Below are 24512 nucleotides of genomic sequence, written 5' to 3' on the forward strand. Positions count from 1 at the left end.
CCCCACACGCGGGGTGAATCGGAGGAGCAACCAGGCCTGCGCAGACAAGATACGGCTCAGGCGCGCATCCACATAATCATACGAGGCTGGACATCACCATCCGCCGAGCCAACGTCGCGTTACGCACGCCCGTTCTCGCGGGGAGAGCAGATCCTTCGTCGGCGCCAGAGTTCGGCACGGTGGAAAGAGCGTCCTCGGCCCGGCGCGCATCGGCGGAATGCGAAACGACGAAGGGCACCGATTCCATGGTCCGGAATCGGCGCCCTTAATCATCCACCATCCACTGTCATCATCCCACGATCCGCCACGACTGCGGCGGACATCGTGTGGATCAGCGGGTCATGCGGCGCACTTCCTCCAGCCCGCGCGGGTCCCAGCGCGGGCGCTCCTGCGCGTTGGCGATCTCGTTGACCAGGTAGAACACCATCCGCGAAATGCGCGCGGCCTTGTCGGTGTCGATCTTCTCCACCTCGTCCGAGGGCAGGTGGTAGTCCGGGTGCACACCGCTGAAGAAGAACAGGGCGGGCACTTCCTTGCGCGCGAAATTGAAGTGGTCAGAGCGGAAAAAGAAGCGCTCCTGCGGCCAGATGTCGTCGCTGAGCGTAAGCGAAAGCTCCGGATGCTGGCGCCCCACGAAGTTGGCCACCTGCCCCAGCGTGGAGTAGTTCTTTCCGATCACGACCACGCTGTCCGGGCTGTTGCGCCCGATCATGTCCACGTTGACGTTCGCCACGATCTGCCCCAGCGGCACCGTGGGATGGTCCGAGAACCATTCCGAGCCCAGCAGCCCCTTCTCTTCCCCGCTCACGTGCAGAAAGATGATGCTGCGGCGGGGCCGCGCGCCCAGCCGCGCGAACGCCTCGGCCACTTCCAGCAGCCCCGTGGTGCCGCTGGCGTCGTCATCCGCGCCGTTGTAGATGCTGTCGCCGTTCACCGGCCGTCCCACGCCCACGTGGTCCATGTGCGCGGACAGCACCACGTACTCATTGCGCAGCGCCGGATCGCTTCCCGGAAGAATGGCGACCACGTTGGGCGCGTTGCGCTCGTCGGCGTTCTCCATCGGCAGTGCGCCGCTCGCCGTCACCCCGGCCAGCACGACCGGCGCGGCGGCCGGAGCGCGCCACTGCTCATCCAGCGACATCCCCGCCGTACGAAAGAACTGCTGCGCGGCGCCATACGTCACGAAGTACTGCGGAAAGCCCGCCTCGCCACCCAGGCTGCGCGCGCCCGCCGCGGTCTGCCGCGTGTAGGCGGCAATGCTGTCCGCCGTCCACGACGGCTCCAGCACGTAGACGATCGCCGATGCGCCCGCCCGCTGCGCCGCCGTCGCCTGCCGGTTGCGCTCCACGCGCCAGTCGCGGCTCCCGCCGCTGCCCGGAAGCGCCGTCACCACCACGCGGTCGCGCAGGCTGCCCTGCGCCAGCACGCCGTCCGCGGCGCGCCCGGCATACACCAGCCCGGCCGAAGCCAGCGGCTGCGCCGTGCCGCCGCGCGCAAAGAAGTCGCGCCCCAACTGCAGGCGCTGCGAGCCGCCCGAACCCCGAAGTTCCAGCCCGGCGCCCGCCGCGCGAAGGCGGCGCAGCGGAAACGGCCACCACTGGTAAAAGGTGCTGTTTTCGCCGCCCGGCTGCATTCCCCACAGCTTGTACTGGTTCACCAGGTAGCTGGCGGCGATCTCCAGCTCCGGGCTGGGCGTATCGCGTCCGCGCATGCGGTCCGAGGCCAGGAACTCGATGCGGGCGTAGACGTCCTGCGGGGTGATGGTGGCCACCGCCTGCTCCATCGTCAGCCCGGGCGCCGCGGGGTGCGCGGGGAGGGGAGACGACTGCGCGCCCATGCTCATCGGCGGCTCGGAGGCCGGCGCGGGCAGGGGCGCGGGGGTGGACGCGGGCGCCGCGCAGGCAGACAGTGCCAGCGCGGCGGAAAAGGCGGCGTACGTGCGTCGCGTCATGAGGGGGCTCCAAGGGTGTGGGGGCGGGCCGGACGGCCCGCCCGCGTCACGCCCCGGGCGTCCGTGAGCGCGGGCTCGAAGACGACGAAGGGCGTGAAGACGAACCGCCGGACGATCCGCCGCTGGACCGGCTGCTGGACGGCGGCGACGACTCCCGGCGGGGCGCCGCCTCCCGCGGCGGCGCGGATTCCCGGCGCGGGGCCGACTCGCGCCGCGGCTCCGCCTGGCGGCGGGGCTGGCTTTCGCGCGCCGGCTCCGCTTCGCGCGCTGGGCGGCGCGGCTCGGAGCGGGGCTCCGACCTCGGCTCCGCGGTGCGCGGCTCCGACTGGGGGCGCCGCTGGAACGTGGGGCGGTCGCGGTTGGGCGCCACGGGGCGCCCCTGCTGCCGCGGCTCCTGCTGCGTTTCGCCGCCGTTGTCCGCGCGGCTGTCCGGAGGCGTTACGCGGGGCTCCGTGTCCGGCCGGCGCGACGAACCCGTCACGTCCGACGGGCGGGAGCCGCGGCTGGAAGGCCGCTCGTTCGCGCCCGACGATCCCACGCGCGGCTCGTACGAGCCTGGGCGCCGCGTGCTGCCGCGCACGTCCGATCCGCGGCTTTCCGGCGCGTTGCCGCGCACGTCGGCGCCGTCCTGCGGGCGCGGGCGGGGCGTGTAGCCGGCCCGGGCCGTGGGCGCGTTGCCCGCGGTGCGCTCCTTGTAGCCGTGCAGCGGCGGCGGCTGGCGGTGCGTGCGGTAGTAGTCGCCGTAGTAGGCCCGGCGGCTGCCGCGCCAGTAGCGCGTATCATAATAGTACCGCTGGCGGCCCAGGAAAATGCGCACCCGGTCGCAGCCGTACGAATCGTAGTCGTAGTACGAAATGTTGGTGTACCAGTCGCCGTAGCCGTCATAGCAGGCGTACCGCGGATAGCGGTAGCGGCGGCCCACGTGGTACGTGTAGTAGTCGGTGCTCTCGTACCCCTGCGCGTTCTCCGGCACCACGGTGCGGACGATCTCGTCCATGGCGTAGAACGGGTCGCCGTAGATGCTGCGGTTGGCGTCCCATCCGGCGTAGCGCGGGCGGTACAGGTCGCGCACGCGGTACAGCTCCAGCGGTTCGTCCAGCATCACGGCGAAGACGTAGCCCATCCCCACGCCGCCGCGCACGCGCAGGTAGTCCCACCCGCCGCGCGAGCCCAGGCTCAGGGTGCGGCCGCCGTCCACCCACCCGTCGTCGTCGTACGAGCGGGGGTAGAGGACGTCGACGTCGCCGTTGGTGTCGATGTGAAAGACGGCCAGGTAGCCGTCGCGTTCGGTTCGCACGTTCACCCGCATGCGGTCGCCCGAGCGGAAGACGTCGCCGCCGTTCATCCACACGCGTACGTCGCCGTTCTGCGCGGCGAGTGCGGCGGTGATGGCCGAGGCGCCGGAAAGCGTGGCCGGCACGAGGGGCGCGGACTCGGCGGCGGCCGGAACGGCGCCGAGCGCGGCGAGCACGAGGCCCGCGGCAAGAATTCTGGTTTTCATCAGTGGGTCTCCGGTGGAGCGGGGTTGAGCACCCATGCAGCGCGGCAAGCGCCGTTCCGAACCCGCCTCCATGCAACATACAAGGAAAGTGCTGGATGAACAAACGTTTCCGCCGCTCCACCGCGCGTCCCTGCGTCACCGTGCGGGGACGGGTGTTCTCGGAATGCGGACGATAGGGGAGAGTGCGTCAGTGCGGGGTGCGTGAGTGCGTTAGTGCGGAACTGCAGTACGAAAGTACGAGAGTGCGAAAGTGCAGCACCCTTGGACGGGGTCGGCTGTCCGCTGCGGTGTGTGAGGCGTATCCCCCTGCCGTTCCCCCCGCGTACCTCCGCTACCCCTGCGTCCTCCGCGTGAAACGGACGGCAGTCTCGGCGGGCACACACGCCTGGGACGGGGCGGAATTGCGGCGGTGGTTGACGCCCCGCACCGCACCACGGTACTTTTCCGGATTGTCCCACGCATCGCCAGGAGCCGCGCCGCGGCTTTTCCGGCGCGCCCGCGTTCCGCCCCGCTCCGCGGCGGGCGCCCTCCAGACGGGTCCCCCAACACCAGGCTGTGCCGCATCCGCTGCTGATCGACTCGTTCCAGACCGTTCCCGCGTTCCGCGACCTGGCCGCAGGCCTGCCGCGCGCGGGCGAGTCGGTGGTCGCGGCGGGGCTGGCGGGCTCTTCGCCGCTGCTGCTGCTGTCCGCGCTGCACCGCGCCCGGCCGGAGCGCATGTGGCTGGTGGTGACGAGCGGCCCCGAAGACGCCGAAATGGCGTCCAGCGACCTGGAATCGGTGCTGGGCGACACCTCCGTCTTTCTGTATCCCCAGCGCGAATCCCTTCCCTACGAGGAGGGCGAGCCGCACCTGGAGATCGGCGGTACGCGGGTGGAGGCGCTGGAGGCGCTGCTGAGCGGGCGGGCGCGCGTGCTGGTGACCACCGCGCGCGCCATGCAGGAGCTGTCGCCGGCGGTCGAGGGGCTGCGCGACCTGCGCCTGGAACTGCGCGCCGGCGACACGCTTCGCCTGCCGGAACTGTCGGCGCGCCTGGAGGAGATGGGCTTTGAGCGCGTCGCCACCGTGGAAGAGGTGGGGCAGTACGCGCTGCGCGGCGGCATCGTCGACGTGTTCGGCTTCGGATCGCCGGAGCCGGCCCGCATCGAGCTGCTGGGCGACGAGGTGGACAGCATCCGCTTCTTCGACATCCTGTCGCAGCTGTCCGTCCGCACGGTCAACGTGCTGCAACTGCTGCCCGTCGACCTGCGCAACCCGGACGGCATCGGCGGGGCGCGCCGCACGGAATCGGCCGGGTCCACCGAGGAGCGGCGGTCGCTGCTGGACTACCTGCCCGAAGACACGCTGATCGTGCACCTGCACGGCTCGGGAACGCGGCAGGAGCTGGACCGCACCTGGGCCGAGGTCGCGCGCCTGCACGAAAGCGAGGCGCGGCGGGGAACGAAGCCGGAGCCGCCGGAGCGCGTCTTTCTTCCGCCGGTGGACGCCGTCCGCCGCCTGGCCGCGTTTCCGCAGCTCTTCGTGGAAGAAGCGGGCGACCTGCCGGTGCAGCGCTGGGCCCGCTTCCGCGCGCTGCCGCCGCCCGCCATCGACCGCGACATGGGGCGGCTGGGCGAGCTGCTCAAGTCCGCCGCCCACGCCGGGGAGCGCTCGCTCGTCCTCTGCGACAACCAGGGACAGCTGGAGCGCCTGCAGGAGCTGCTGGACGACCTGAAGGTCGCCCGCGCGGTGGAGCTGGCCATCGGCTCGCTGACCGGCGGGTTCGTGCTGATGGACGCGGAGCCGCCGTTCCGCGTGCTGACGGACCACGAGATCTTTCGCCGCTCGCGCCGCATCCGCAGGCGGCGCCGGTTTCGCGGCGGCGCGGCGCTGGAAAGCGTGGCCGCGCTCAAGCCCGGCGACTACGTGGTGCACATGGACCACGGCGTGGGGCAGTTCCGGCGGATGGAGCGCGTCCGCCTGGGCGAGGAGGAGTTCGAGACGCTGGTGATCGAGTACGCGGGCGGCGAACTGCTGCGCGTGCCCGTGCACCGGGTGGACCTGATCGAGCGCTGGGTCTCGGACGATGACGAGGCCGCGCCGCCCAAGGTGCACCGCATCGGCGGCAAGGACTGGTCGCGCGCCCGGCAGAAGACGCAGAAGGCCATTCAGGAGATGACGGCCGAGCTGCTGGAGCTGTACGCCAGCCGCCAGGCCGAGCAGGGCTACTCCTTCAGCGCCGACACGCGCTGGCAGCGGGAGATGGAGTCCGCTTTCCTGTTCGAGGACACGCCGGACCAGCGCCAGGCCACGGAAGACGTCAAGCGCGACATGGAGTCGCCGCGCCCCATGGACCGCCTGATCTGCGGCGACGTGGGATACGGCAAGACGGAGATCGCCATCCGCGCGGCGTTCAAGGCGGTGCAGGACGGCAAGCAGGTGGCCGTGCTGGTCCCCACGACGATTCTGGCCGAGCAGCACCTGCACACCTTCAGCGAGCGGCTGGCGGACTTTCCCGTCAAGATCGAGGCGCTGTCCCGCTTCCGCACCGCCAAGGAGCAGAGCTCCGTGCTCGCCCGGCTGGCGACGGGGGATGTGGACATCGTCGTGGGCACGCACCGCCTGCTTTCGCCCGACATCAAGTTCCGCGACCTGGGACTGATGGTGATTGACGAAGAGCAGCGCTTTGGCGTGAAGCACAAGGAGATGCTGAAGCAGCTGCGCCGCTCGGTGGACGTGCTGACGCTGACGGCGACGCCCATTCCGCGCACCCTGCACTTTTCGCTGCTGGGGCTGCGCGACATGACGCTGATTCAGACGCCCCCGCGCGACCGGCAGCCCGTGATCACCCACGTGCTCCCGTGGACGGACGCCATCCTGGAAGACGCCATCCGGCGCGAGCTGGACCGCGGCGGCCAGGTGTTCTTTGTCCACAACCGGGTGGAAACCATCGGCGCCGTCGCGCAGAAGGTGCAGGCGATGGTGCCCGACGCGCGCATCGGCATTGCGCACGGGCAGATGCGCGAAAAGGAACTGGAAGAGGTGATGACCCTCTTTCTGGAGGGCGAGGCCGACATCCTGGTGGCCACGGCGATCGTGGAGGCGGGGCTGGACGTGCCCCGCGCCAACACGCTGATCGTCAACCGGGCGGACCACTTCGGCCTGAGCCAGCTGTACCAGATCCGCGGCCGCGTGGGGCGCAGCCATCACCGCGCCTACTGCTACCTGCTGGTTCCGGACGAGATCGAGGAAGACGCCGAAAAGCGGCTGCGGGTGCTGGAGCACTACACCGAGCTGGGCAGCGGCTACCGCATCGCGCTCAAGGACCTTGAACTGCGCGGCGCGGGTAACATCCTGGGCCAGCAGCAGTCCGGCTTCGTGCATGCGGTGGGGCTGGACACCTACCTGCGGCTGCTGGAGGAAACCATCCGGCAGATCCGCGGCGCCGGAACCGACGGCCCCGCCCCGCTGGCCGACGTTTCGGTGGACGGTACCGCGCTGATTCCCGACGCGTACATCCCCGACGAGGCGCAGAAGCTGAGCTTCTACCGGCGCCTGAGCCGCGAAACCACGCTGGACGGGATCGAGGCCGTGCGCCGCGAACTGCGCGACCGGTACGGCCCGCTTCCGGAAGAGGTGGAGAGGCTGCTGGGAACCGCCTCGCTGCGGCTGCTGGGCGGCGAGTTGGGGGTGGAGCGGCTGCTGGTTCGCCCGTGGGACGTGCGCCTGAACTTTCGCAAGGGCGTGGTGCCGCGGATGGCGTCGCTGCAGCGGGCGCTGCAGGCGTGGCAGTTCAGCGTGGAGGTTCGCCGCCCCCTTCCCCTGTCGCTCACGCTGACGCGGCACGGCACGGAGCCGATTCTGAACACCCTGGTCCCCGCCCTGCGCGACCTGGCGGCGGAAATGGCAAAATGAAAGTGCGTGAGTGCGGGGTGCGTCAGTGCGTGAGTGCGAACGGCACCGGGCACCGGGCACTCGGCACTGGGCACTCGCCGTTGAAGCACTCACGCACCCAGCACTGACGCACTACCGCACTTCTGTTCGTTCGACTTCCAGAGTGCCGGCGGGCCCGGGGGCCTTCCGGCGTGAACTCACAATCCAACCCCGGTCCGGAGAACACGAATGAAGTTGTCCCGCTGGGCGTTCATGGCCGCCCCGTTCGCCGTCGCGGCGTGCGGCATGGGTGGCGCCATGACGTCCCACACCGACGTGGTGGCCAAGGCCGCCGGCACGGAACTGCGCGTGGAAGACGCGGCGCAGATCCTGGCCGCCAATCCGCAGATTCCCGCCGACCCGCAGGTGGTTCGCGCGCTGGCCGACCTGTGGGTCGATTATTCGCTGCTGGCCACCGCGGCCGCCGAGGACACCAGCCTCAAGGTGCTGGACCTGGACGAGTTCGTTCAGGACGAGACGCGCGAGCAGACGGTGTTCCGCTACCTGGAAACCCAGGTGCGCCCCGACACCGTGATCGACGACGCGCGTCTGGAGCAGATGTGGAACACCGAAGGGCCCGGCGTAGAGATCCGCGCCCGCCACGTGCTGTTCCGCCCGGCGCCGGAAGCGACCCCGCAGCAGCGGCAGGCGCTGAAGGCCAAGGCCGAGCAGGTGCGCGCCCGCGCGGCCGCCGGTGAGGACTTCGCCACGCTGGCCAAGGAGTTCACCGAAGAGCCCGGCGGCAAGGAGCGCGGCGGCGACCTGGACTGGTTCGGCCGCGGCCGCATGGTGCCCCAGTTCGAGGAAGCGGCCTTCAAGCTGCAGCCCGGACAGGTGAGCCCGGTGGTGGAAACCCCGTTCGGCTACCACGTCATCAAGGTGGAAGACCGCCGCCAGCAGGCGCTGGGCGAGAACCGCGAGGCGTACCGCCAGCAGCTTCTGGGCAGCGCCCGGCAGCGCGCCGTGGGCACCTACGTGGATTCCATGAAGAAGGTGGCCAAGGTCACCATGGAGCCCACCGCGCTGGAAGCCCTGCGCGAACTGGGCGGCCAGGACAACCTGGAGCTGCGCGGCCGCGCGGCCAGCCGTTCGCTGGCCAGCTACCAGGGCGGCGAAATCACGGCCGGTGAACTGGCCACCCTGCTGCAGGGCGTGCCCGCCGGACAGCGCGAGCAGATCAAGACCGCCCCCGAGGCGGACCTGCGCGGCTTCGTGGAGAACGAGGCGCTCAAGGAGTATCTGTACGCCGACGCGCAGAAGAAGAACTTCAAGCTTTCCGCCGCCGCGGTGGACAGCATCCGCACCGGCACGCGCATGGGGATTCACCAGATCCTCGAGGCGTCCGGCCTGGCCAACCGCCGCTTTCCCAAGGGCAAGGCCGGCACCGGCGCCATTCAGGAAGCCGTGCGCCAGTTGATGGAGCAGGCCGTGGGCGGCCAGCGCCAGCTTCCGCCGCTGGGCAAGCTGGGCTTTGCGCTGCGCAACTCGTACGGCGCCGACGTGAACGCCGAGTCGTTCCAGCGCGTGGTGGACCGCATGAAGGTGATCCGCGCGTCGCAGCCGCAGCAGGGCCCGGGCGGAATGCCGGGCGGACCGCAGGGCATGCCGCCGGGCGCCATGCCTCCGGGTGCCATGCCCCAGGGCGCCCCGCCGCAGGGCCAGCAGGACCCCCGCGCGCAGCCGCAGGCCGCGCCGGGCGCCGCCCCCCAGGGCGCGGCTCCGCAGGGCCAGCGCTGACCGGGCCCCCGCGCCGCATGCCGGCGCGGGGAACCCCGGGCGGGTGAACAGGATATAAGCACGCGGCCGGTGCACCCCACGGGGTTCCCGGCCGCGTTTTCCGCCGGCTCCGGCCGGCCTTTTCTCGTTACCGTCCCCGATGGAACCGATGCGCACTCGCATTGCCCTGTTTGCCGCCGTGCTGGCCGCCGCTCCCGCGGCGGCCCAGACCACGCCCGCTCCCCAGCCCGGCGAAGAGGTCTGGGACGGCGTGCTGGCCGTGGTCGGCGACACCATCCTCCTTCGCTCCGACGTGCAGCTGGCGCTGGAGCAGCTTCGCGCCTCCGGCACTCCGGTTCCGGAAGACGCGGCGGGGCTGCAGCGCACCGTTCAGCAGATTCTGGATGAGCGCATCAACGACCTGCTGCTGCTGGAAGCCGCGCGCGCCGCCGGCACCGCGGTGAGCGACGCCGAGGTGCAGGCCGCCGTGGCCGACCAGGAGCGCCAGGTTCGCCAGCGCTTTCCCACCGAGGTGGCCTTCGCGGAGGCGCTCGCGGGTTCGGGGCGCACGGTGGAGGCGTACCGCACCGAGCTGGCCGCGCAGTTCCGCGACCAGACGGTGGTGCAGCGCTACGTGCGCAGGCGCATGGGCGAAATGGCGCCCGTGGCCATCACCGAAGCGGAGATTTCGGAGTTCTTTACGGCCAACCGCGAGCGCTTCGGCGTGCGGCCGGCCACCGTCACCTTTCAGCAGGTGATCGTGCGGCCGGTGGCGTCGGACTCGGCGCGGCAGGCGGCGCTCACCACCATTCAGCGCGTGCAGCGCGAACTGGCCGAGGGCGGCGACTTCGAGGTGCTGGCCCGCCGCTACTCGATGGACGGCAGCAAGGACCGCGGCGGCGACCTGGGCTGGTTCCGCCAGGGGCAGATGGTGCGCAACTTCGACCTGGCGGTGTTCAACATGCGCCCGGGGCAGACCAGCGGCATCATCGAGACGGAGTTCGGGTTTCACATCATCAAGCTGGAAAAGGTGCGCAGCGGCGAGCGGCAGGCGCGCCACATCCTCATCCAGCCGACCATCACCCCGGCGGACGTGGAGCGGGCCCGCGGGCGCGCGGACTCGGTGGCGACAGCGCTGCGCGGCGGGGCCAACCCGGCGGAGCTGGCGGCGCGCTACAACACGCCCGACGAGGCGCGCTTTCAGCGCGACATTCCGCTGGAGCGGCTGCCGGCGCCCATGTCGCTGGCGCTGACCGGGGTGGAGACGGGCGGCGTGGCCGGGCCGGTGCAGGTGGACGGCGGACCCAACCCCTCCTTCTCGGTGCTGCGTGTCTCCGAGCGCACCACGCAGGGCGAGTACACGCTGGACGAGCAGCGCGAGCGGGTGCGCGGCATCATCCAGGAGCAGAAGCAGATGCAGCGCCTGCTGGCCGACCTGCGGCGCGACACCTACGTGTCCATTCAGCTGTGAGCGAAGAGGGGCCGCTGCGGGTGGACGTGCTCCTTCACCGCCTCTGCCTGACCAAGAGCCGCAGCGAAGCCAAGGCGGCGTGCGAGGCGGGGGCGGTGACGATCGACAGCCGTCCCGCCCGCCCCGCCGACATGGTGACCGCCGGACGCCGGATTCACATCCGGTATCCGGCGCGGATCCTGGAAGTGGAACTGCTGGAACTGCCGGGCAAGGGTGTATCGAAGAAGAACGCCCGCGATCTGTACCGGGTGATTACCGACGAGCGGGTGCGCGAAGATCGTTTCTGAGCGCACCCGCTCTCTTTTCATCCCCTCCATCCGGCGCGGCTGTGTGTCTGGTCGATGGACGGAGGAGATGCCCTTCATCCGCCTCTTTCCGCCCCGCCCTCCGTTCGTTCTCTTGTTGCGCTCCGGCGGTTTGCCATCCACGGCCCCCGCCGCCCATCCGGCGCGACCTGATCTCCATCCACTGATGAGCGAAATGACCGCGGAACCCGTGATCCGCATTCTGGCCGTGTCCGGCAGCCTGCGCGCGGTTTCGTCCAACGGCGCCGTGGTGGAGGCGCTACGGATGCTGGCGCCGGACGGGGTGCGGGTGCAGGTGTTCCGCGGGCTGGATTCCCTGCCCCACTTCAACCCGGACCTGGAGCGCGGGACGGCGACCATCGGCTCGGTGGAGCGGTGGCGCGAGGCGCTGCGGACGAGTGACGCGGTGGTGATCTGCAGCCCGGAATACGCCCACGGTGTGCCCGGCGCGATGAAGAACGCGCTCGACTGGGTCGTGGGCAGCAACGAGTTCTTCTGCAAGCCGGTCGCGCTGGTCAACGCGGCGCCGCACGCACATTTTGCGCAGGACGCGCTGGCGGAAACGCTGCGCACCATGGGCGCCGCGCTGAAAGCGGAGGCTTCCGTGGCCGTGCGCGCATCGGGCGCGGGGCTGGACGCCGCCGGGATCGCGGCCGACCCGGCGCTGTCCACCGCCCTGCTTGGCGCGCTGGCTATTCTCGCGGATCGCGCACGGTCCGCCGCGGCGGAACTGGCGCGCCAGTGGCCGGACGGCGTTCCGCCATCCTGAATCAACCGATCCTCTTCCGCCACCGGTGTGATCGCGTGGCTTCGTTCCCCTCAACATTCTCTGGAAATGAGCGATCAGCAGACGCCCGCGCCGGGCACCGTGTCGTGGTTCGACCTTACCGTGGATGACGCCTCGGCGGTGCGCGACTTCTACGCGAACGTGGCGGGCTGGACGCCGTCGCCCCTGACGATGAAGGAAGGGTACGACGACTACGTGATGATGACGCCGGGCGGTGCGGCCGTCGCCGGCGTGTGCCACGCGCGCGGGGCCAACGCGGAGCTTCCGCCGCAGTGGCTGATGTACATCAACGTGGTGGATCTGGATGCCAGCCTGGAAGCGTGCGCGGCGCAGGGCGGCAGCGTCATTTCCGGGCCCCGCAGCGGCGGCGGAACGGTGCGTTACGCCGTGATCCGCGATCCGGCCGGCGCGGCGGTGGCGCTGTTTCAGCCGTGACCTGAGCGGCCGAGGCCAATCGCGGGACGCGGGATCGGTGGTCGCCTGAACGGCATCATCGCGGATCGTGATCATCAGCAGAACCGCCCTTCGACATCATAGGTCGAGGGGCGGTTTTCGTTGTTGTTATCTACCGAGATGAGATACGGACGTACCGATTCGGCTGATCGGGTTTGCTTCGGAGAGGCTCGCTTGTCGCTGGACTGTGAGGCCCCTCCCCGTGCAAACAGCCGCACGGAGAGGGGAGAACTACAACTCAGCGTGGGTCAGCCGTTTGAGGCGCGTTCGGAAAGGCCCCCTCTCCCCGGCCCTCTCCCCCGCTCCGCGGGAGAAAGGGAGACCTCAGCGCGAGCGCCGGACGACGGGACGGATCGCGACCTGTAACGTGGTTGAAGCCCCGAACGGCGCCTGTGGGCGTCGTGTCGGGGGTTCCCGCTGTTTGAGCGGCGGATTCATTCGCTCAACGCAGTTCGTGCGGCGCGCCATGCCCGCCAGCCAGACCGATACCGCTGTTGCTGTCGCAGGTACTGCTTCCGGCCGATCCGCTCCTGCGATTGATGACCATGGAGCGATCCGCGTCCGATCATCCACATTGCACGGCTCCGGCTCTGGCGCGGAACGCCGGATGGCCCGAAAATCAGCAGTCCGCCCATTCGCTCCTCCGCACACGCGCCCATGACCGACGAAACGCTGCATCCGCCCGACCTGGACGCCCTGCTCGCCACGCGCGGGCTGCAGGTGGAAGGCGAAGGAACCGGCATCTCCGGCCCGCTTTCGCGAAACGTGAACCTGGTCGGCGGGCTGCTGGGCGAGGCGGTGGCCGAGCGCCACGGGCCCGCCATGCTGGAACTGGTGGAGCGCCTGCGCCTGCTGTGCCGCGACGCCGCGCAGGAGGAAAACGACGCTCGCCGTGACGAGGCCGCACGGCTGATCGCCGAGCAGGACGTGGATACGCTGCGCGCCGTGCTGCGCGCGTTCACCACCTTCTTTCACTTGGTGAACAAGGCCGAGCAGATCGAGGTGGCCCGCATCAACCGTGTCCGCGAGCAGCGGGCGACGGCGGACGCGCCCCGCCCCGAATCCATCGCCGAAGCCATCCACCTGCTGGCGCGCGACGGCCACGACGCGGCGGAAGTGCACGCGCTGCTCGCCCGGCTGGACATTCAGCCCACGCTGACCGCGCATCCCACGGAGGCGCGCCGCCGCTCCATTCTGCTGCGGCAGGGCGAGGTGGCCGCCGCGCTGGACCGGCTGACCGATCCGCGGCTGACGCCCTCCGAGGCGGACGGGCTGGTGGCGGAGGTGCGCAACGCCATCTCCCTCCTGCTGGCGACGGACGAGGTGCGCACCCGCGCCGTGACGGTGCAGGACGAGGTGCGCCACGGCCTGTACTTTCTGGCCACGAGCATCTGGCGCACGGTGCCGCGCATTCACCAGGACGTGCGCGAGGCGCTGCGAGCCCGGTTTGGCGCCGACGCCGTCCCCGCGGAGCTGCCGCTGTTCCTGCGCTATCGGTCGTGGATTGGCGGCGACCGCGACGGCAACCCCGGCGTGACCGCCGAGCTGACGCAGTGGACACTCGCAGAGCACCGCCGCGACGCGCTCAAGCTGCACCGCCGCACGCTGAACGAACTGCGGCTGCTGCTTTCCGTCTCCTCCGCGCAGGTGCCCGTCCCCGCCGCGCTGGGCGAGCGCGCGGAGGCGCTGGCGGAAGCCGTCGCGCTTCCGGCCGCTACGCGCGCGAGCCTGACCGGCGAGCCGTACCGCCTTCTGTTGATGGCGATGATGGCCGCGGTGGACCGGCTGATCGCCGAGGAGCCGATGGAGTACCGCGCCGCCGACTTCGCGGACGACCTGCGGCTGATTCGCGACGGGCTGGAGGCGGGCGGACTGGGCGGCGTGGCTCGCGACGGGCTGCTGCCGGATGCGCTGGTGCAGGCCCGCACCTTCGGCTTTCACATGGCCGCGCTGGACGTGCGCCAGCACAGCCGCGTGCACGAATCCGCCGTGGGCGGCCTGCTGCGCGCGGCGGGAGTGGAGGACGATTACGCCAAGCTGGACGAGGCCGCGCGCGTGGAGCTTCTCGTCCGCGAGCTGGGCGTCCCCCGTCCGCTGCGCCCCATCGGCGCGGAGCTGCCGGAAGACGCGGCCGAACTGCTGGACACCATGGCCGTCATCCGCGAGGCGGTGGCGCGCGAGCCGGACAGCATCGGCTGCTATATCATCAGCATGACCAGCACGGTGAGCGACGTGCTCGAGGTGCTGCTGCTGATGAAGGAAGCCGGGCTGTGGCGGCAGGTGGATGGCCGGATCGAGTGCCCGCTGGACGTCGTTCCGCTCTTTGAAACCATCGCGGACCTCGATGCCGCGGAAGAGCGGCTGGACGCGATGTTCGGTGATCCGCTGTACAGCCGGCACCTGGCCGCCCGGGCCAGGGGCGGCAAGCCGTTCCAGGAAGTGATGCTGGGCTACTCCGACAGCAACAAGGACGGCGGCTACCTGATGGCCAACTGGGCGCTGCACAAGGCCCAGGGCGCCATCGCCCGCGTCGCGACACGGCACGGGGTGGAGGTGCGCCTGTTCCACGGCCGCGGCGGTACGGTAGGCCGCGGCGGCGGGCGCGCCAACCAGGCGATCCTGGCCATGCCGCCGGAGTCGCACAACGGCGGCATCCGCTTCACGGAACAGGGCGAGGTCATCTCCTTCCGCTACGCGCTTCCCGCCATCGCGCGGCGGCACCTGGAGCAGATCGTCCACGCGCAGCTGGTCGCGCTCGCCCGCCCCGTGCCCGAGGCCGCGTTCATGGCCCCGACGCGGGACGGTTCGCGCGACCTGATGCAGCGCATCGCCGACGCGGCCATGAGCGCGTACCGCGGGCTGATCGACGACCCGGAAACGTGGCCGTTCTATCTCTCCGCCACGCCCATCGCGCACATCGCCGGGCTCCCGCTCGCCAGCCGGCCCGTGTCGCGAAAAGGGCCGGGGGAGCTGGATTTCGAGGGGCTGCGCGCCATCCCCTGGGTGTTCAGCTGGACGCAGACGCGCTACACCATTCCGGGATGGTACGGCCTGGGCTCCGGCCTGCGCGCCGCGCTGGACGCGGGCGAGGGCGATGAACTGCGGCGGATGGCGGAGGGATGGCCCTTCTTTCAGGCGCTGGTGGCGGACGGGCGGCGCGAGATGGCCCGCGCGCGGCTTCCCCTGGCGCGCCGCTACGCGGATCTGGCGGTGGAGGCCGGCGCCTCCCACGCGCCGCACGACCGCATCACGGCCGAGTTCGCGGAGGCCCGCGCCGCGCTGCGCGAGGTGAGCGGCGAGGGCGCGGAGCAGGCGGACACGCCCGTCATCGCCCGGAGCATCGCGCTGCGCAACCCGTACACGGACGTGCTGAACCTGGCGCAGATCGACCTGATGCGCCGCTGGCGCGCGCTGGACGAGGATGCGCGCGCCACGCCGGACGGCGAGGCGCTCAAGCAGGCGCTGTTCATCTCGCTGAACGGCATCGCCGGCGCCATGCAGAGCACCGGCTGACGCACGCGCGCTGGCGGCGCTGGTGCGGCCGTTGCGTTCAGCCTCTCCGGACCGGCAACTCACGATCGGCACGGAGGAGGGATGGGGGTAGAGCGACGGGTGCTGTACGTGGCGCGCCACGGGGTTACGCAGGCCAACCTGGACGGGATCAACGAAGGGCTGGAGGACGAGCCGCTGATTGAGGCCGGGCGCGAGCAGGCGCGCGCGCTGGCGGAGCGGGTGGCCGGGCTGGGGCTGCGGGAGGTGTGGACCAGCCCGCTGGCCCGCGCGCGGCAGACGGCGGAGATCGTGGCGGAGATCCACGGCCTGCCGCTGCACGTGGAGCCGGACCTGCGCGAGCTGGATCCCGGCCCGTGGCAGGGGCTTACGCAGCAGCAGATGGCCGAGCGCGACCCGGAAGAGTTCGCCCGGTGGCAGGCGGACCCCGCCGCGTTCCGCCTCGCCGGGCGCGAGACGCTGGAGGAGGTGCGCGCCCGTGCGGTGGCGGCGCTGGAGCGCATCCGCGCGCGGGACGCGCAGGCGCTGGTAGTCACGCACACGGTGCCCATCCGCGTGGCGCGCGTGCACTACGCGGGGGAGGAACTGAACTGGTTCGCCACCTTTCTTCCCGATCACTGCGTGCTGATGGAACTGGCGCCGGACGGCGACGGTTCCATCCTCCGCAACGTGGACACGGAGTGACGGCATCCGGGATTCCGCTCCGCGCACGATGACGCGGAGTGGACGGGGATGAAGCAGAACGGGGGTCAGGTGCCCGCGGCCGGTTGCGCGGCGCGCGCCTGACCCTCAGCTTTTGCGCGGCGCCACCGTCCGGCGCCTCTCCACGACAGGGCCGCTCCCGCCGGAGCTTACTTCAGGAGTGCACCATGAGCAGCATGAGCAGCACCGCCGACACCCTCGACTCCACCGCCGCCGGGCCCACTCCGCCGGCGCCGGCCTACGACGTCGCCACCATCATGGGCGCGCTGTACGGCGACGGCATTCTGGGCCACAAGGGCGCGTTCCCGCGCGAGTGGGTGCAGCGCATGGGCGAGGACATCGAGGCGCTGTTCCAGGACGCGCTCAAGCGGCCCGGCGGCGCGGTGGGACGCGGGCCCAAGCGGTACTACGTGGAGATCCACCCCGAGCACCTGCGCGGCTTCGTGGACCTGGTGACGCACCCGTGGGTGGTGGCGGTGTGCGAGGCGGTGCTTGGGCCGGACTACAAGATCGTGGAGATCGGCTTTGACGTGCCCGGCCCGGGCGCGCAGGACCAGCCGTGGCACCGCGACTTTCCCGCCCCGGAGGAGACGACGGTGGGCCGCCGGCTCAACTCGCTGGCCTTCAACGTGACCGCGGTGGACACCACGGAGGACATGGGGCCGTTCGAGGTGGCGCCGGGGACGCAGTGGGACGGCTCGGAGCACCTGGAGCACGAGATGTTTCCGCCCAAGTCGTTCTACCCGCGCTACCAGGAGCGGGCGCAGCGCAAGATGCCGCAGATGGGCGACATCAGCGCGCGGTCGGCGCTCACCATCCACCGGGGGACGGCCAACCACTCGCAGAAGGCGCGGCCCGTGCTGGTGCTGGGCGTGGACGCGCCCGACGCGCGCAACGCCGAGCGCCACGACCTGCAGTTCAGCCGCGCGTACTACGACGCGCTTCCGGAAACGCTGAAGCCGCACCTTGCCTGCCGCGTGGTGGACGAACTGGAGCCCATCGTACAGGGGCACACCATCGAGGGGCTGATGATGGGCGAGGCCTGAGAAGCACCCGGCCGGCGGCGGAGCCATCCCCGCCGGCATTCGTTTTCGCGGTTGCCGGAAGTGCCTGCGGGATGGGGAGTTGCAGGAACGGGGCAACACCGCGATCTTGTACCTGCCGCAGATCCTACTACGCTTTCCCCTCCTTCTCTGCCATGCCGCTGAACGAAGACTTCGTCCGCCAGGGAACCTGGTTGTTCCGCTGGCGGAGCTACCTTCCCATCGCGTTTCTGCTCCTGCTGTTCACGCAGGTTCCGTCGTACCGATATCTTGGCGGCTCGCGGCTGATGGAGATGCAGTGGGAGGCGCTCTGCCTGCTGGTTTCCTTGGCCGGGCTGGCGGTGCGCATCCACACGGTGGGGCACGCGCCGCGGCGCACCAGCGGCCGCAACACGCGGTGCCAGGTGGCGGACGTACTCAATACGTCGGGAATGTATTCCGTGGTGCGGCACCCGCTGTACCTGGGCAACTTCCTGATGTGGCTGGGCGTGGTGATGTTTCTGCACACGTGGTGGATGGTGCTGCTGGTGAGCGCGGGCTATGCGCTGTACTACGAGCGGATCATGTGCGCGGAAGAGAACTTTCTGCGGGGCAAGTTCGACGCGGGATACGTGGAATGGGCCAGCCGCACGCCGGCCATCATCCCCAACCCGCGGCTGTGGCGGCGGGCGGAGCTTCCGTTCTGCCTGCGCACGGTGCTGCGGCGCGAGTATTCCGGCTTCTTCGGGCTGATTCTGACCTTTGCCATTCTGCAGGTGGCCAGCGACTCGGCCATGCAGCGGCGCCTGGTGCTGGATCCCGTGTGGATGACGCTGCTGGGCGCCTCGCTGTGCCTGTTTCTAGTGCTGCGCTTTCTGAAGCGCCACACCGGCGTGCTCAAGGTAAGCGGCCGCGCCTGATCCCTTCCCCGCCGGCCCTCCCCGGGCCGGCGGCGCTCGTCTCTCCCCATCGGCGCCGCGCGATGCAAAACGCGCCGCGACGGCTCTCGTCGTCATCACTTCCGGCCTGGACCGACGGATCATCATCTCCACGGGATGACGGTGATGATTTCCATCGTCCCCGCCGCCGGATCGTCATCGCCCGCGCCATCGCGGGGGGGCCGGGCCGGGTGCAAAGGAAGCCGCGTCATTGCGCCTGGACGGGCCGCGCGGCGGTGGATGACGTGAATCCAGAGATGCTCAATCCCGCTGCCGCAAAACTGGTGCGCCGCCGCCGTTGTTGACACGGTTGCAACCCGTTATGATTGTATTCCGTGAGTGTGGCTCATGGACTCATTCCCCTCCTCCGCAGTTCAAAACCGTGCGCAAATCCGTCGCGATCGGCTTCGGCGGCACCCTGGTTCTGCTCATCGCGACGGCGGCCATCGCCTCGCGCCGCGCGGACAGTGGTGCCAAGCTGGCTTCATCGCTGGCCGACCCGTCCTCCGCGCCCCCAACGGCGACCCCGGCGCGGCGCGATTCCGTCGCGCGCAAGCCGCCGCGGCCCGCCACGCCCGGCGTGGAAGTGGTCATCAACATTCCCAGCGGGCGGCTGGAGCTTTTTGACGGCGGCTCGCTGGTCAAGAGCTATCCGGTGTCCGTGGGATCGGCGCGCTATCCCACGCCGCGGGGGGAGTTCAAGCTGTCGCGCGTGGTGTGGAATCCGTGGTGGCATCCGCCGGAGAGCGAGTGGGCGCGCAACCGCAAGCCGACGCCGCCGGGCAACAGCAACCCCATGGGCCGCGCCAAGCTGCACCTGGACGACCTGATCTACATCCACGGAACCACCGCCGAGGGACGGCTGGGGGCGCCCGCGTCGCACGGCTGCATCCGCATGTCCAACGCGGATGTGATCGACCTTGCGCAGCGCGTGCACCGCTACTCCAAGCCGGACATTACGGACGCGCGCATCGAGGAGCTTTCCACGTTCAGCCGCGAGGAGCGCGAGACCACGCTGCCGCGGTACATTTCCGTCCGCGTCACGTACCAGGTGGCCAGCATTCGCGGGGACAGCCTGCGGGTGTTTCCGGACGTGTACAGCCGTCACAGCGGACAGTTTTCCGCCATGGTGCGCCAGGAACTGACGCGCGCCGGGTACGACACCACACAGCTGACGACGGCCGCCATGACGCGGCTGCGCAGCAGCGCGGCGCGGGGCGGAGGCCGCTTTGCGCTGGCGGATCTGGCGACACTGCAGCCGCTTCCGCCGGTGGTGGCCGCGCCCGCGGTGCTGGGTGCGGAAACGGTGCGCGAGGTGCCGCCCACGCCCTCCGCCGCGCCGCGGGACACCATCGTAATCGGCGAGCCCGCCGCGAGCGAGCCGGCGAGAGATCCCGAGCCCGACCCCGCGCCTCCAGCCGCGCCGCCGTCGCGACGCTGATCGCGGAGTCCTCGCTCAACTGCCAGAAAGTCCTCCGCCGCGCGGAGGACTTTCTGCGTTTCAGGCCCCCGCGTTCGGGGGCCCGCTGGATGCATCCGCTCAGGCCCGATCACCATCAGCCCGCCACGCCAATCAACCCGGATGTCGATTTACGTCTGGAAAGGACTTGCGCAACGGAGCGGGATTGGAGATCCTTGAAACCACAAGGATGTTCATCCTCCCGCCCCACCCCGAGGAAATCCCCATGCGCAAACGCACTCTCGTCCTCGCACTCGCCCTCCTTTCCGCCTGCGACGGCGCTCCGGAGCACCTGACCAGCGCCGAACCCGGCGCGCGTCCCCTGCTCACCACCTGCGCCACCCCGTCCATCGTCTCGCCCACCAGCAACCAGGTGATCTACACCTCGACCGTGCAGCTCAAGTGGACGGTGGGGGACTGCGCCAATCCCAAGGACGTGGAAGTGTACGACAACGCGACGAGCACGCTCGTCTTTTCCGACGCCACGGCCGAATTCGAGACGTTCTCCACCAGCGGTGTCTTTACCTACAGCTCCGTCAACCTGAGCGGCTATACGGCGGGCCAGTACTACAAGTGGCGCACTCGTTCGCGGGACTTTCCGGACACCACGAACGTGGGCCCGTGGAGCGGCTATGGCGTCTTCGGGCTGCCCATGCCGGCGCCTGCGACCACGGCTTCGGTCGTCAGCGGAAACCCGACGCTCAGCTGGCCCGCCGTGACCGGCGCGACGTACAGGATCCACCGGATGGCGGATTACGTCGGCACGTGGGATACGGGATGGGACACCGCGAGCGGCACCGGCTACAGCGACCCCGGCACCACGGTGACGGGATATGTGGGCACGACGCAGCCGTCGTCCGGCAAGTGGGTGGCGTATCGCGTGGTTGCGGTGAGCTCCGCGGGGATCGCGAGCCTGCCGGGCACGATCCACTACTTCTCGTACACGGGCTTCATCATCGTCTGAGGACAAGGCTCCGCTTCCCGCGTGTGGACGTGCGTCCGTCACGCGGGGGTGGCCTGGCGGATGGCAGATCCTTCGTCGGCGCCAAGCCGCGGTGCGGCTGAGAGTCAGGCCGGCGCCTCCTCAGGATGCGCCAACGGCGTCGCTGCGGGAGTGGGGCGGATCGGACCCGCCGTGTTCGCCGCAGCCGGCGCACAGGAAGAAGCCCCCTTCTCCGCGGTGGAGAAGGGGGGCTTCCGGCCATCCATCAAACCGCCGTGACTACTGGCGGCAGGGGGCGTCCGGGCCGGGGCCCGGCTTGTCGACCGTCAGGCGGGCGTCGCGGTTGGCCACCTGCAGCGCTGCGGCGCCGATGAACCTGGCCACGCGCGCCATCTTGTCGTAGTCGATGTACTGCGGCTCATCCGAGAGCATGTGGTAGTCCGGATGCCCGCCCGTGGTGAAGAAGGTCACCGGGATGTTGAACCGCGCGTAGTTGGCGTGGTCGGACCGGCAGTAGATCTGCGCTTCGTGGCCGGTGGTGTCCATCGAGTAGTCGAAGGTGAAGCCGTGGTTGCCCGTGCGGTTCACCTCTTCCACCAGGTCGCCCATCTGCGTGGACAGACGGCGCGAACCCACCAGCTGCAGGTAGCCCGGGCCGCCGTTGTCCAGGTCGCCCGTGGCGCCGCGGCCGATCATGTCGATGTTCAGCTGCGCCACGATGCTGTCGCGCGGCACCGTGGGGTGGTCGGTGAAGTACTCCGAGCCGAACAGCCCCTTCTCCTCCGCCGTGTGCCACACGAACAGCATGGAACGGCGCGGCTTGGTGCGGAGCGACGCCATGTACTGCGCGATCTCCAGCACGCCCACGGTGCCCGAGCCGTCGTCGTCCGCGCCGTTGAACACCGAGTCGATGCGCGGGCGGCGCAGGGCGCGCACGCTGTCCAGGGCGGCGCGCAGCATCTGCGCCTTTTCCGCCGTCATGGAATCCGCCTCGCTCTCGGCGCCCTCACGGCGCAGAAGGCGGTTGAAGATGGCCACGGAGTCCGCGTCCACCCCCTTCGGCGCCATGCCCACGTGGTCGTTGTGCGCGCCCACGGCCACGTACTCGCCGCGAAGGCGGGCGTCGCTGCCCGGCAGCACGGCCACCACGTTGCGCGCGGGGAACGGCACCGCGGCGGTGGTCCAGGTGAACGAGCCCGTCGCCGTGCCGCCCGCCTGGCCCATCTGCGCCTGCGCCAGCGGCTTGCCCAGCAGCTGCTCGGCCAGCGCGGTGGTGATCACCATGCCCGCTGGCGCCTGCGTGGGCTCCGGCTGCGCGGAGGCCATTTCAGTGCGGGGCTCGCCAAAGAACCCGCGCAGCCCCTCGGGGGTGATGTCCAGCGAGGCGATGGCGATGCCGGCCGCGCCCGCGTAGCGCTCAAAGGTGCGGCCGCCGGCCCAGAAGGCGAACGGAGGCGGCGCGCCCTGCTGCGCCTGTCCCACCGAGAACACCACCAGCTTGCCGCGCGCCTGCTCCGGCGTGATCATCGACGGATCGCCGATGCGGCCGCCGTACACCACCGGCACGCCCGCCGCCGCGTCGAAGCGGTTGCCGAACACCAGAAAGGTGCCGTAGCGCGGGAGCGGGATGAAGTCGGTGCCCGAGCGGAACGACTGCCCGCCCGCGGAGAGCGACGCCGTGCCCACGGCGATGTTCACCAGCGGCACGGTCTGAAAGAAGGTGCCGTTTTCACCGGCCGGCTGCAGCCCCATGCGGCGCGCCTCGGCGGCGATGTAGTCGGTGCCCATCACGTTGCCGCGGGTGCCCGACTCGCGGCCCATCATGCTGTCGTCGGCGACAATGTACAGCCGCGTGCGCAGGTCCTGGGCGGTGATGGCGGCCGTGGTGGGACGGGCGGTGTGCTTCATGGGCTCCTGCCGCGCCTGCGCGTGCGCCGGAACCGCGGACAGGGCGGCCGCCGCACAGGCAAGCGCCGCCACACGGGTGTTGGATCTCACGTACGGACTCCTGGGATCAAAAGACGGGCGGAGGGCCGGGCGGCCCTCCGCCGGAACTGCCATGGGATGGGGTCAGACGCCAGCGGCCGCCGGGGCCGCCGCCGCGGGCGCCACCACCGGGCGCACGGGCACGCGGGCCAGCGCCTCGGCCTGGGTGCGCGCGCCGCGCAGCACGGTGAGCGCGGACTGCAGTTGGGCATCGCGCCCCACGCCGCGCAGGAACGCGGCGTCCTCGCCAAAGACGTAGCCGGAAATGCGCGACTCGATCAATCGGTCGATCAGCGCCGAGCCGGCGTCCCAGGCGGCGCGGTCCACCCGCACGCCCTTGGTCTGCAGCCGGGACAGCAGCTCCGCCCGCAGCGCGGGGGTGGAGCGGAAGTCGCGGGGGAGGCCCGGGCCGCGGTCCACCATCAACTCCTGCAGCGCATCGTTGAAGCGGGCGCCGTTGCCGCCCAGCGCCACCGCCAGCGCGCGGTCCGCGCCGGCCAGCGAATCCGGATCCACCGACACGTCGGGGGTGATGCCGCCGCCGCCGAACACCACGCGGCCGCCGTCGCTGCGGAACTCCGGGCGGGTGATGCCGGCCGAGTCCGCGTCAATCTCAATCAGCCGCCCCTGCTCGTTCAGCTTGCGCGGGCGCTGGATGGTGCGGCCGCTGGGCGTGTACCAGCGCCCCGTGGTGAGCTTGAGCGCCCACCCGCCGTCCAGCTGAAACACGTCCTGCACCAGTCCCTTGCCGAACGACGTGGTGCCGATGACGACGGCGCGGTCGTGATCCTGAAGCGCGCCGGCCACGATCTCCGACGCGGAGGCACTGCCGCCGTCCGTGAGCACCACCACCGGCTCATCCGTCAGCAGCGGCGGATTTTCTGCCTGGATCACCTCGTCCGGCGCGCCGCGGAAATCGACGCGCAGAATCTCCTGGCCGGGGCGCAGGAACAGGTTGCTGATGCGCACCGCCTGCTGCAGGCTGCCGCCGCCGTTGCCGCGCAGGTCCAGCACAAAGGCGCGCGCGCCCGACTTGCGCAGCGAAACGATCGCCTCGGCCACTTCTTCGCCGGAGGTGTCGTTGAAGCTTTCCAGCGGCAGGTAGCCGATTCCCGGCGCCACCATGGTGTGGTAGGCTACGGAGGGATAGCGGATGCGCTGCCGCGTGAACTCCTGGTGAATTCGGCCCTCGCCCGGACGGATGAAGTCCACGGCGATGGCGGTGCCGGGCTGGCCCAGCAGGCGACCCGTCACCTGCTCCACCGGCAGGCCGACGACGGAGTTGCCGGCCGCCGTCACGATGCGGTCGCCGGCCTTGACCCCGGCGCGCTGCGCGGGCGAGCCGGCGAAGACGCGCGTCACCAGCGCGGTGTCGCGCACGGTGGTAATCTGCATTCCCAGACCGCCGTAGGAGTTGCGCAGCGCGTCGCGCGAAAACTCCTCCAGCTGCTCGGGGGAAAAGAGGGCCGCGTAGGGGTCGCCGATCTGCACCAGCAGCCCGCGCGCGGCCTTTTCGTACACCTGCGCGTCCGACAGGGAATCAATCCCCTGCCCCGCGATGCGGGCGACCACCTCGCGAAAGAGCTGCTCGCCCCGCTGGCCGCTGTACGCCTGCAGCGCAACCCCCCCCACGAGCGTGGGCAGCAGCAGCGCCGCGACGAGGGAGCGGCGCACCGCCGTGCGGCGGCGCGGGTCGGCCGCGGTGCGGGCCGGAGTGGGGGGCGTGCGCTTCATGATCTTCCTTGCTGGCTTCAAGCTGCTTTGACGCATGGCGGGCACCGTCCAACCCGGCGCGGAGCCTGCCCCGGCACCCATGCGGACACCGTGTTCAGGGTACACACCGAACGTACGTTTGA

At 70.6% G+C, this 24512-nt stretch carries 16 protein-coding genes; 12 read left to right on the forward strand and 4 right to left on the reverse strand.

The annotated features are described in order from the left end of the window. Positions 1 to 331 precede the first annotated feature (331 nt). Both HNQ61_RS06130 and HNQ61_RS06135 read right to left on the reverse strand, forming a co-directional pair. A complete protein-coding gene (locus HNQ61_RS06130) occupies positions 332 to 1951 on the reverse strand; it encodes a M20/M25/M40 family metallo-hydrolase (protein ID WP_170036339.1) in 1620 nt (539 codons plus the stop codon). 46 nt (positions 1952 to 1997) lie between these two features. Next, on the reverse strand, positions 1998 to 3452 hold the full coding sequence (locus HNQ61_RS06135; protein WP_170036337.1) for a DUF4384 domain-containing protein: 1455 nt from the start codon (positions 3450 to 3452) through the stop codon (positions 1998 to 2000). A 555-nt stretch (positions 3453 to 4007) separates the two neighbouring features. On the opposite strand from HNQ61_RS06135, the gene mfd reads away from it, so the two are divergent. The 12 genes from mfd to HNQ61_RS06195 all read left to right on the forward strand — a co-directional run bounded on the left by mfd (position 4008) and on the right by HNQ61_RS06195 (position 20691). After that, complete coding sequence (gene mfd / locus HNQ61_RS06140) at positions 4008 to 7346, forward strand: transcription-repair coupling factor (protein WP_170036335.1); 3339 nt, start codon at positions 4008 to 4010, stop codon at positions 7344 to 7346. A 207-nt stretch (positions 7347 to 7553) separates the two neighbouring features. After that, a complete protein-coding gene (locus tag HNQ61_RS06145) occupies positions 7554 to 9101 on the forward strand; it encodes a peptidylprolyl isomerase (RefSeq protein ID WP_170036333.1) in 1548 nt (515 codons plus the stop codon). Between the two features lie 148 nt (positions 9102 to 9249). Then, a complete protein-coding gene (locus HNQ61_RS06150; RefSeq protein ID WP_170036331.1) occupies positions 9250 to 10551 on the forward strand; it encodes a peptidylprolyl isomerase in 1302 nt (433 codons plus the stop codon). Continuing rightward, positions 10548 to 10838, forward strand: coding sequence for a S4 domain-containing protein (locus HNQ61_RS06155; RefSeq protein WP_170036329.1), 291 nt, complete (start codon positions 10548 to 10550; stop codon positions 10836 to 10838). The genes HNQ61_RS06150 and HNQ61_RS06155 overlap by 4 nt, the downstream gene beginning before the upstream one ends. Positions 10839 to 11022: 184 nt before the next feature. Beyond that, on the forward strand, positions 11023 to 11625 hold the full coding sequence (locus HNQ61_RS06160; protein ID WP_205761804.1) for an NADPH-dependent FMN reductase: 603 nt from the start codon (positions 11023 to 11025) through the stop codon (positions 11623 to 11625). Positions 11626 to 11691: 66 nt separating this feature from the next. After that, a complete protein-coding gene (locus tag HNQ61_RS06165; protein ID WP_170036327.1) occupies positions 11692 to 12078 on the forward strand; it encodes a VOC family protein in 387 nt (128 codons plus the stop codon). A 675-nt stretch (positions 12079 to 12753) separates the two neighbouring features. Continuing rightward, positions 12754 to 15609, forward strand: coding sequence for a phosphoenolpyruvate carboxylase (gene ppc, locus HNQ61_RS06170; RefSeq protein ID WP_170036325.1), 2856 nt, complete (start codon positions 12754 to 12756; stop codon positions 15607 to 15609). Between the two features lie 81 nt (positions 15610 to 15690). Continuing rightward, positions 15691 to 16290 (forward strand): histidine phosphatase family protein, encoded by a 600-nt coding sequence (locus tag HNQ61_RS06175; protein WP_170036323.1) that lies wholly within the window; start codon positions 15691 to 15693, stop codon positions 16288 to 16290. Positions 16291 to 16484: 194 nt separating this feature from the next. After that, the gene (locus tag HNQ61_RS06180; RefSeq protein WP_170040291.1) at positions 16485 to 17354 is read left to right on the forward strand and encodes a phytanoyl-CoA dioxygenase family protein; all 870 of its coding nucleotides are present in this window, start codon (positions 16485 to 16487) and stop codon (positions 17352 to 17354) included. A 152-nt stretch (positions 17355 to 17506) separates the two neighbouring features. Then, positions 17507 to 18250: a methyltransferase family protein gene (locus HNQ61_RS06185; RefSeq protein WP_170036321.1), complete on the forward strand. Its 744-nt coding sequence runs from the start codon at positions 17507 to 17509 to the stop codon at positions 18248 to 18250. A gap of 400 nt (positions 18251 to 18650) precedes the next feature. Continuing rightward, the gene (locus HNQ61_RS06190) at positions 18651 to 19709 is read left to right on the forward strand and encodes a L,D-transpeptidase family protein (protein WP_170036319.1); all 1059 of its coding nucleotides are present in this window, start codon (positions 18651 to 18653) and stop codon (positions 19707 to 19709) included. Positions 19710 to 19953: 244 nt separating this feature from the next. Continuing rightward, the gene (locus HNQ61_RS06195) at positions 19954 to 20691 is read left to right on the forward strand and encodes a hypothetical protein (RefSeq protein ID WP_170036317.1); all 738 of its coding nucleotides are present in this window, start codon (positions 19954 to 19956) and stop codon (positions 20689 to 20691) included. A 258-nt stretch (positions 20692 to 20949) separates the two neighbouring features. On the opposite strand, the gene HNQ61_RS29500 is transcribed toward HNQ61_RS06195, so the two are convergent. Together HNQ61_RS29500 and HNQ61_RS06205 are read right to left on the reverse strand one after the other, a co-directional pair. Further along, positions 20950 to 22668 carry a M28 family peptidase gene (locus HNQ61_RS29500; RefSeq protein WP_170036315.1) on the reverse strand — a complete coding sequence of 573 codons (1719 nt, stop codon included), beginning with the start codon at positions 22666 to 22668 and terminating at the stop codon, positions 20950 to 20952. A 72-nt stretch (positions 22669 to 22740) separates the two neighbouring features. Continuing rightward, on the reverse strand, positions 22741 to 24390 hold the full coding sequence (locus HNQ61_RS06205) for a S41 family peptidase (protein ID WP_170036313.1): 1650 nt from the start codon (positions 24388 to 24390) through the stop codon (positions 22741 to 22743). Positions 24391 to 24512: the final 122 nt, after the last annotated feature.

The organism is Longimicrobium terrae, assembly GCF_014202995.1.
Lineage (GTDB): Bacteria > Gemmatimonadota > Gemmatimonadetes > Longimicrobiales > Longimicrobiaceae > Longimicrobium > Longimicrobium terrae.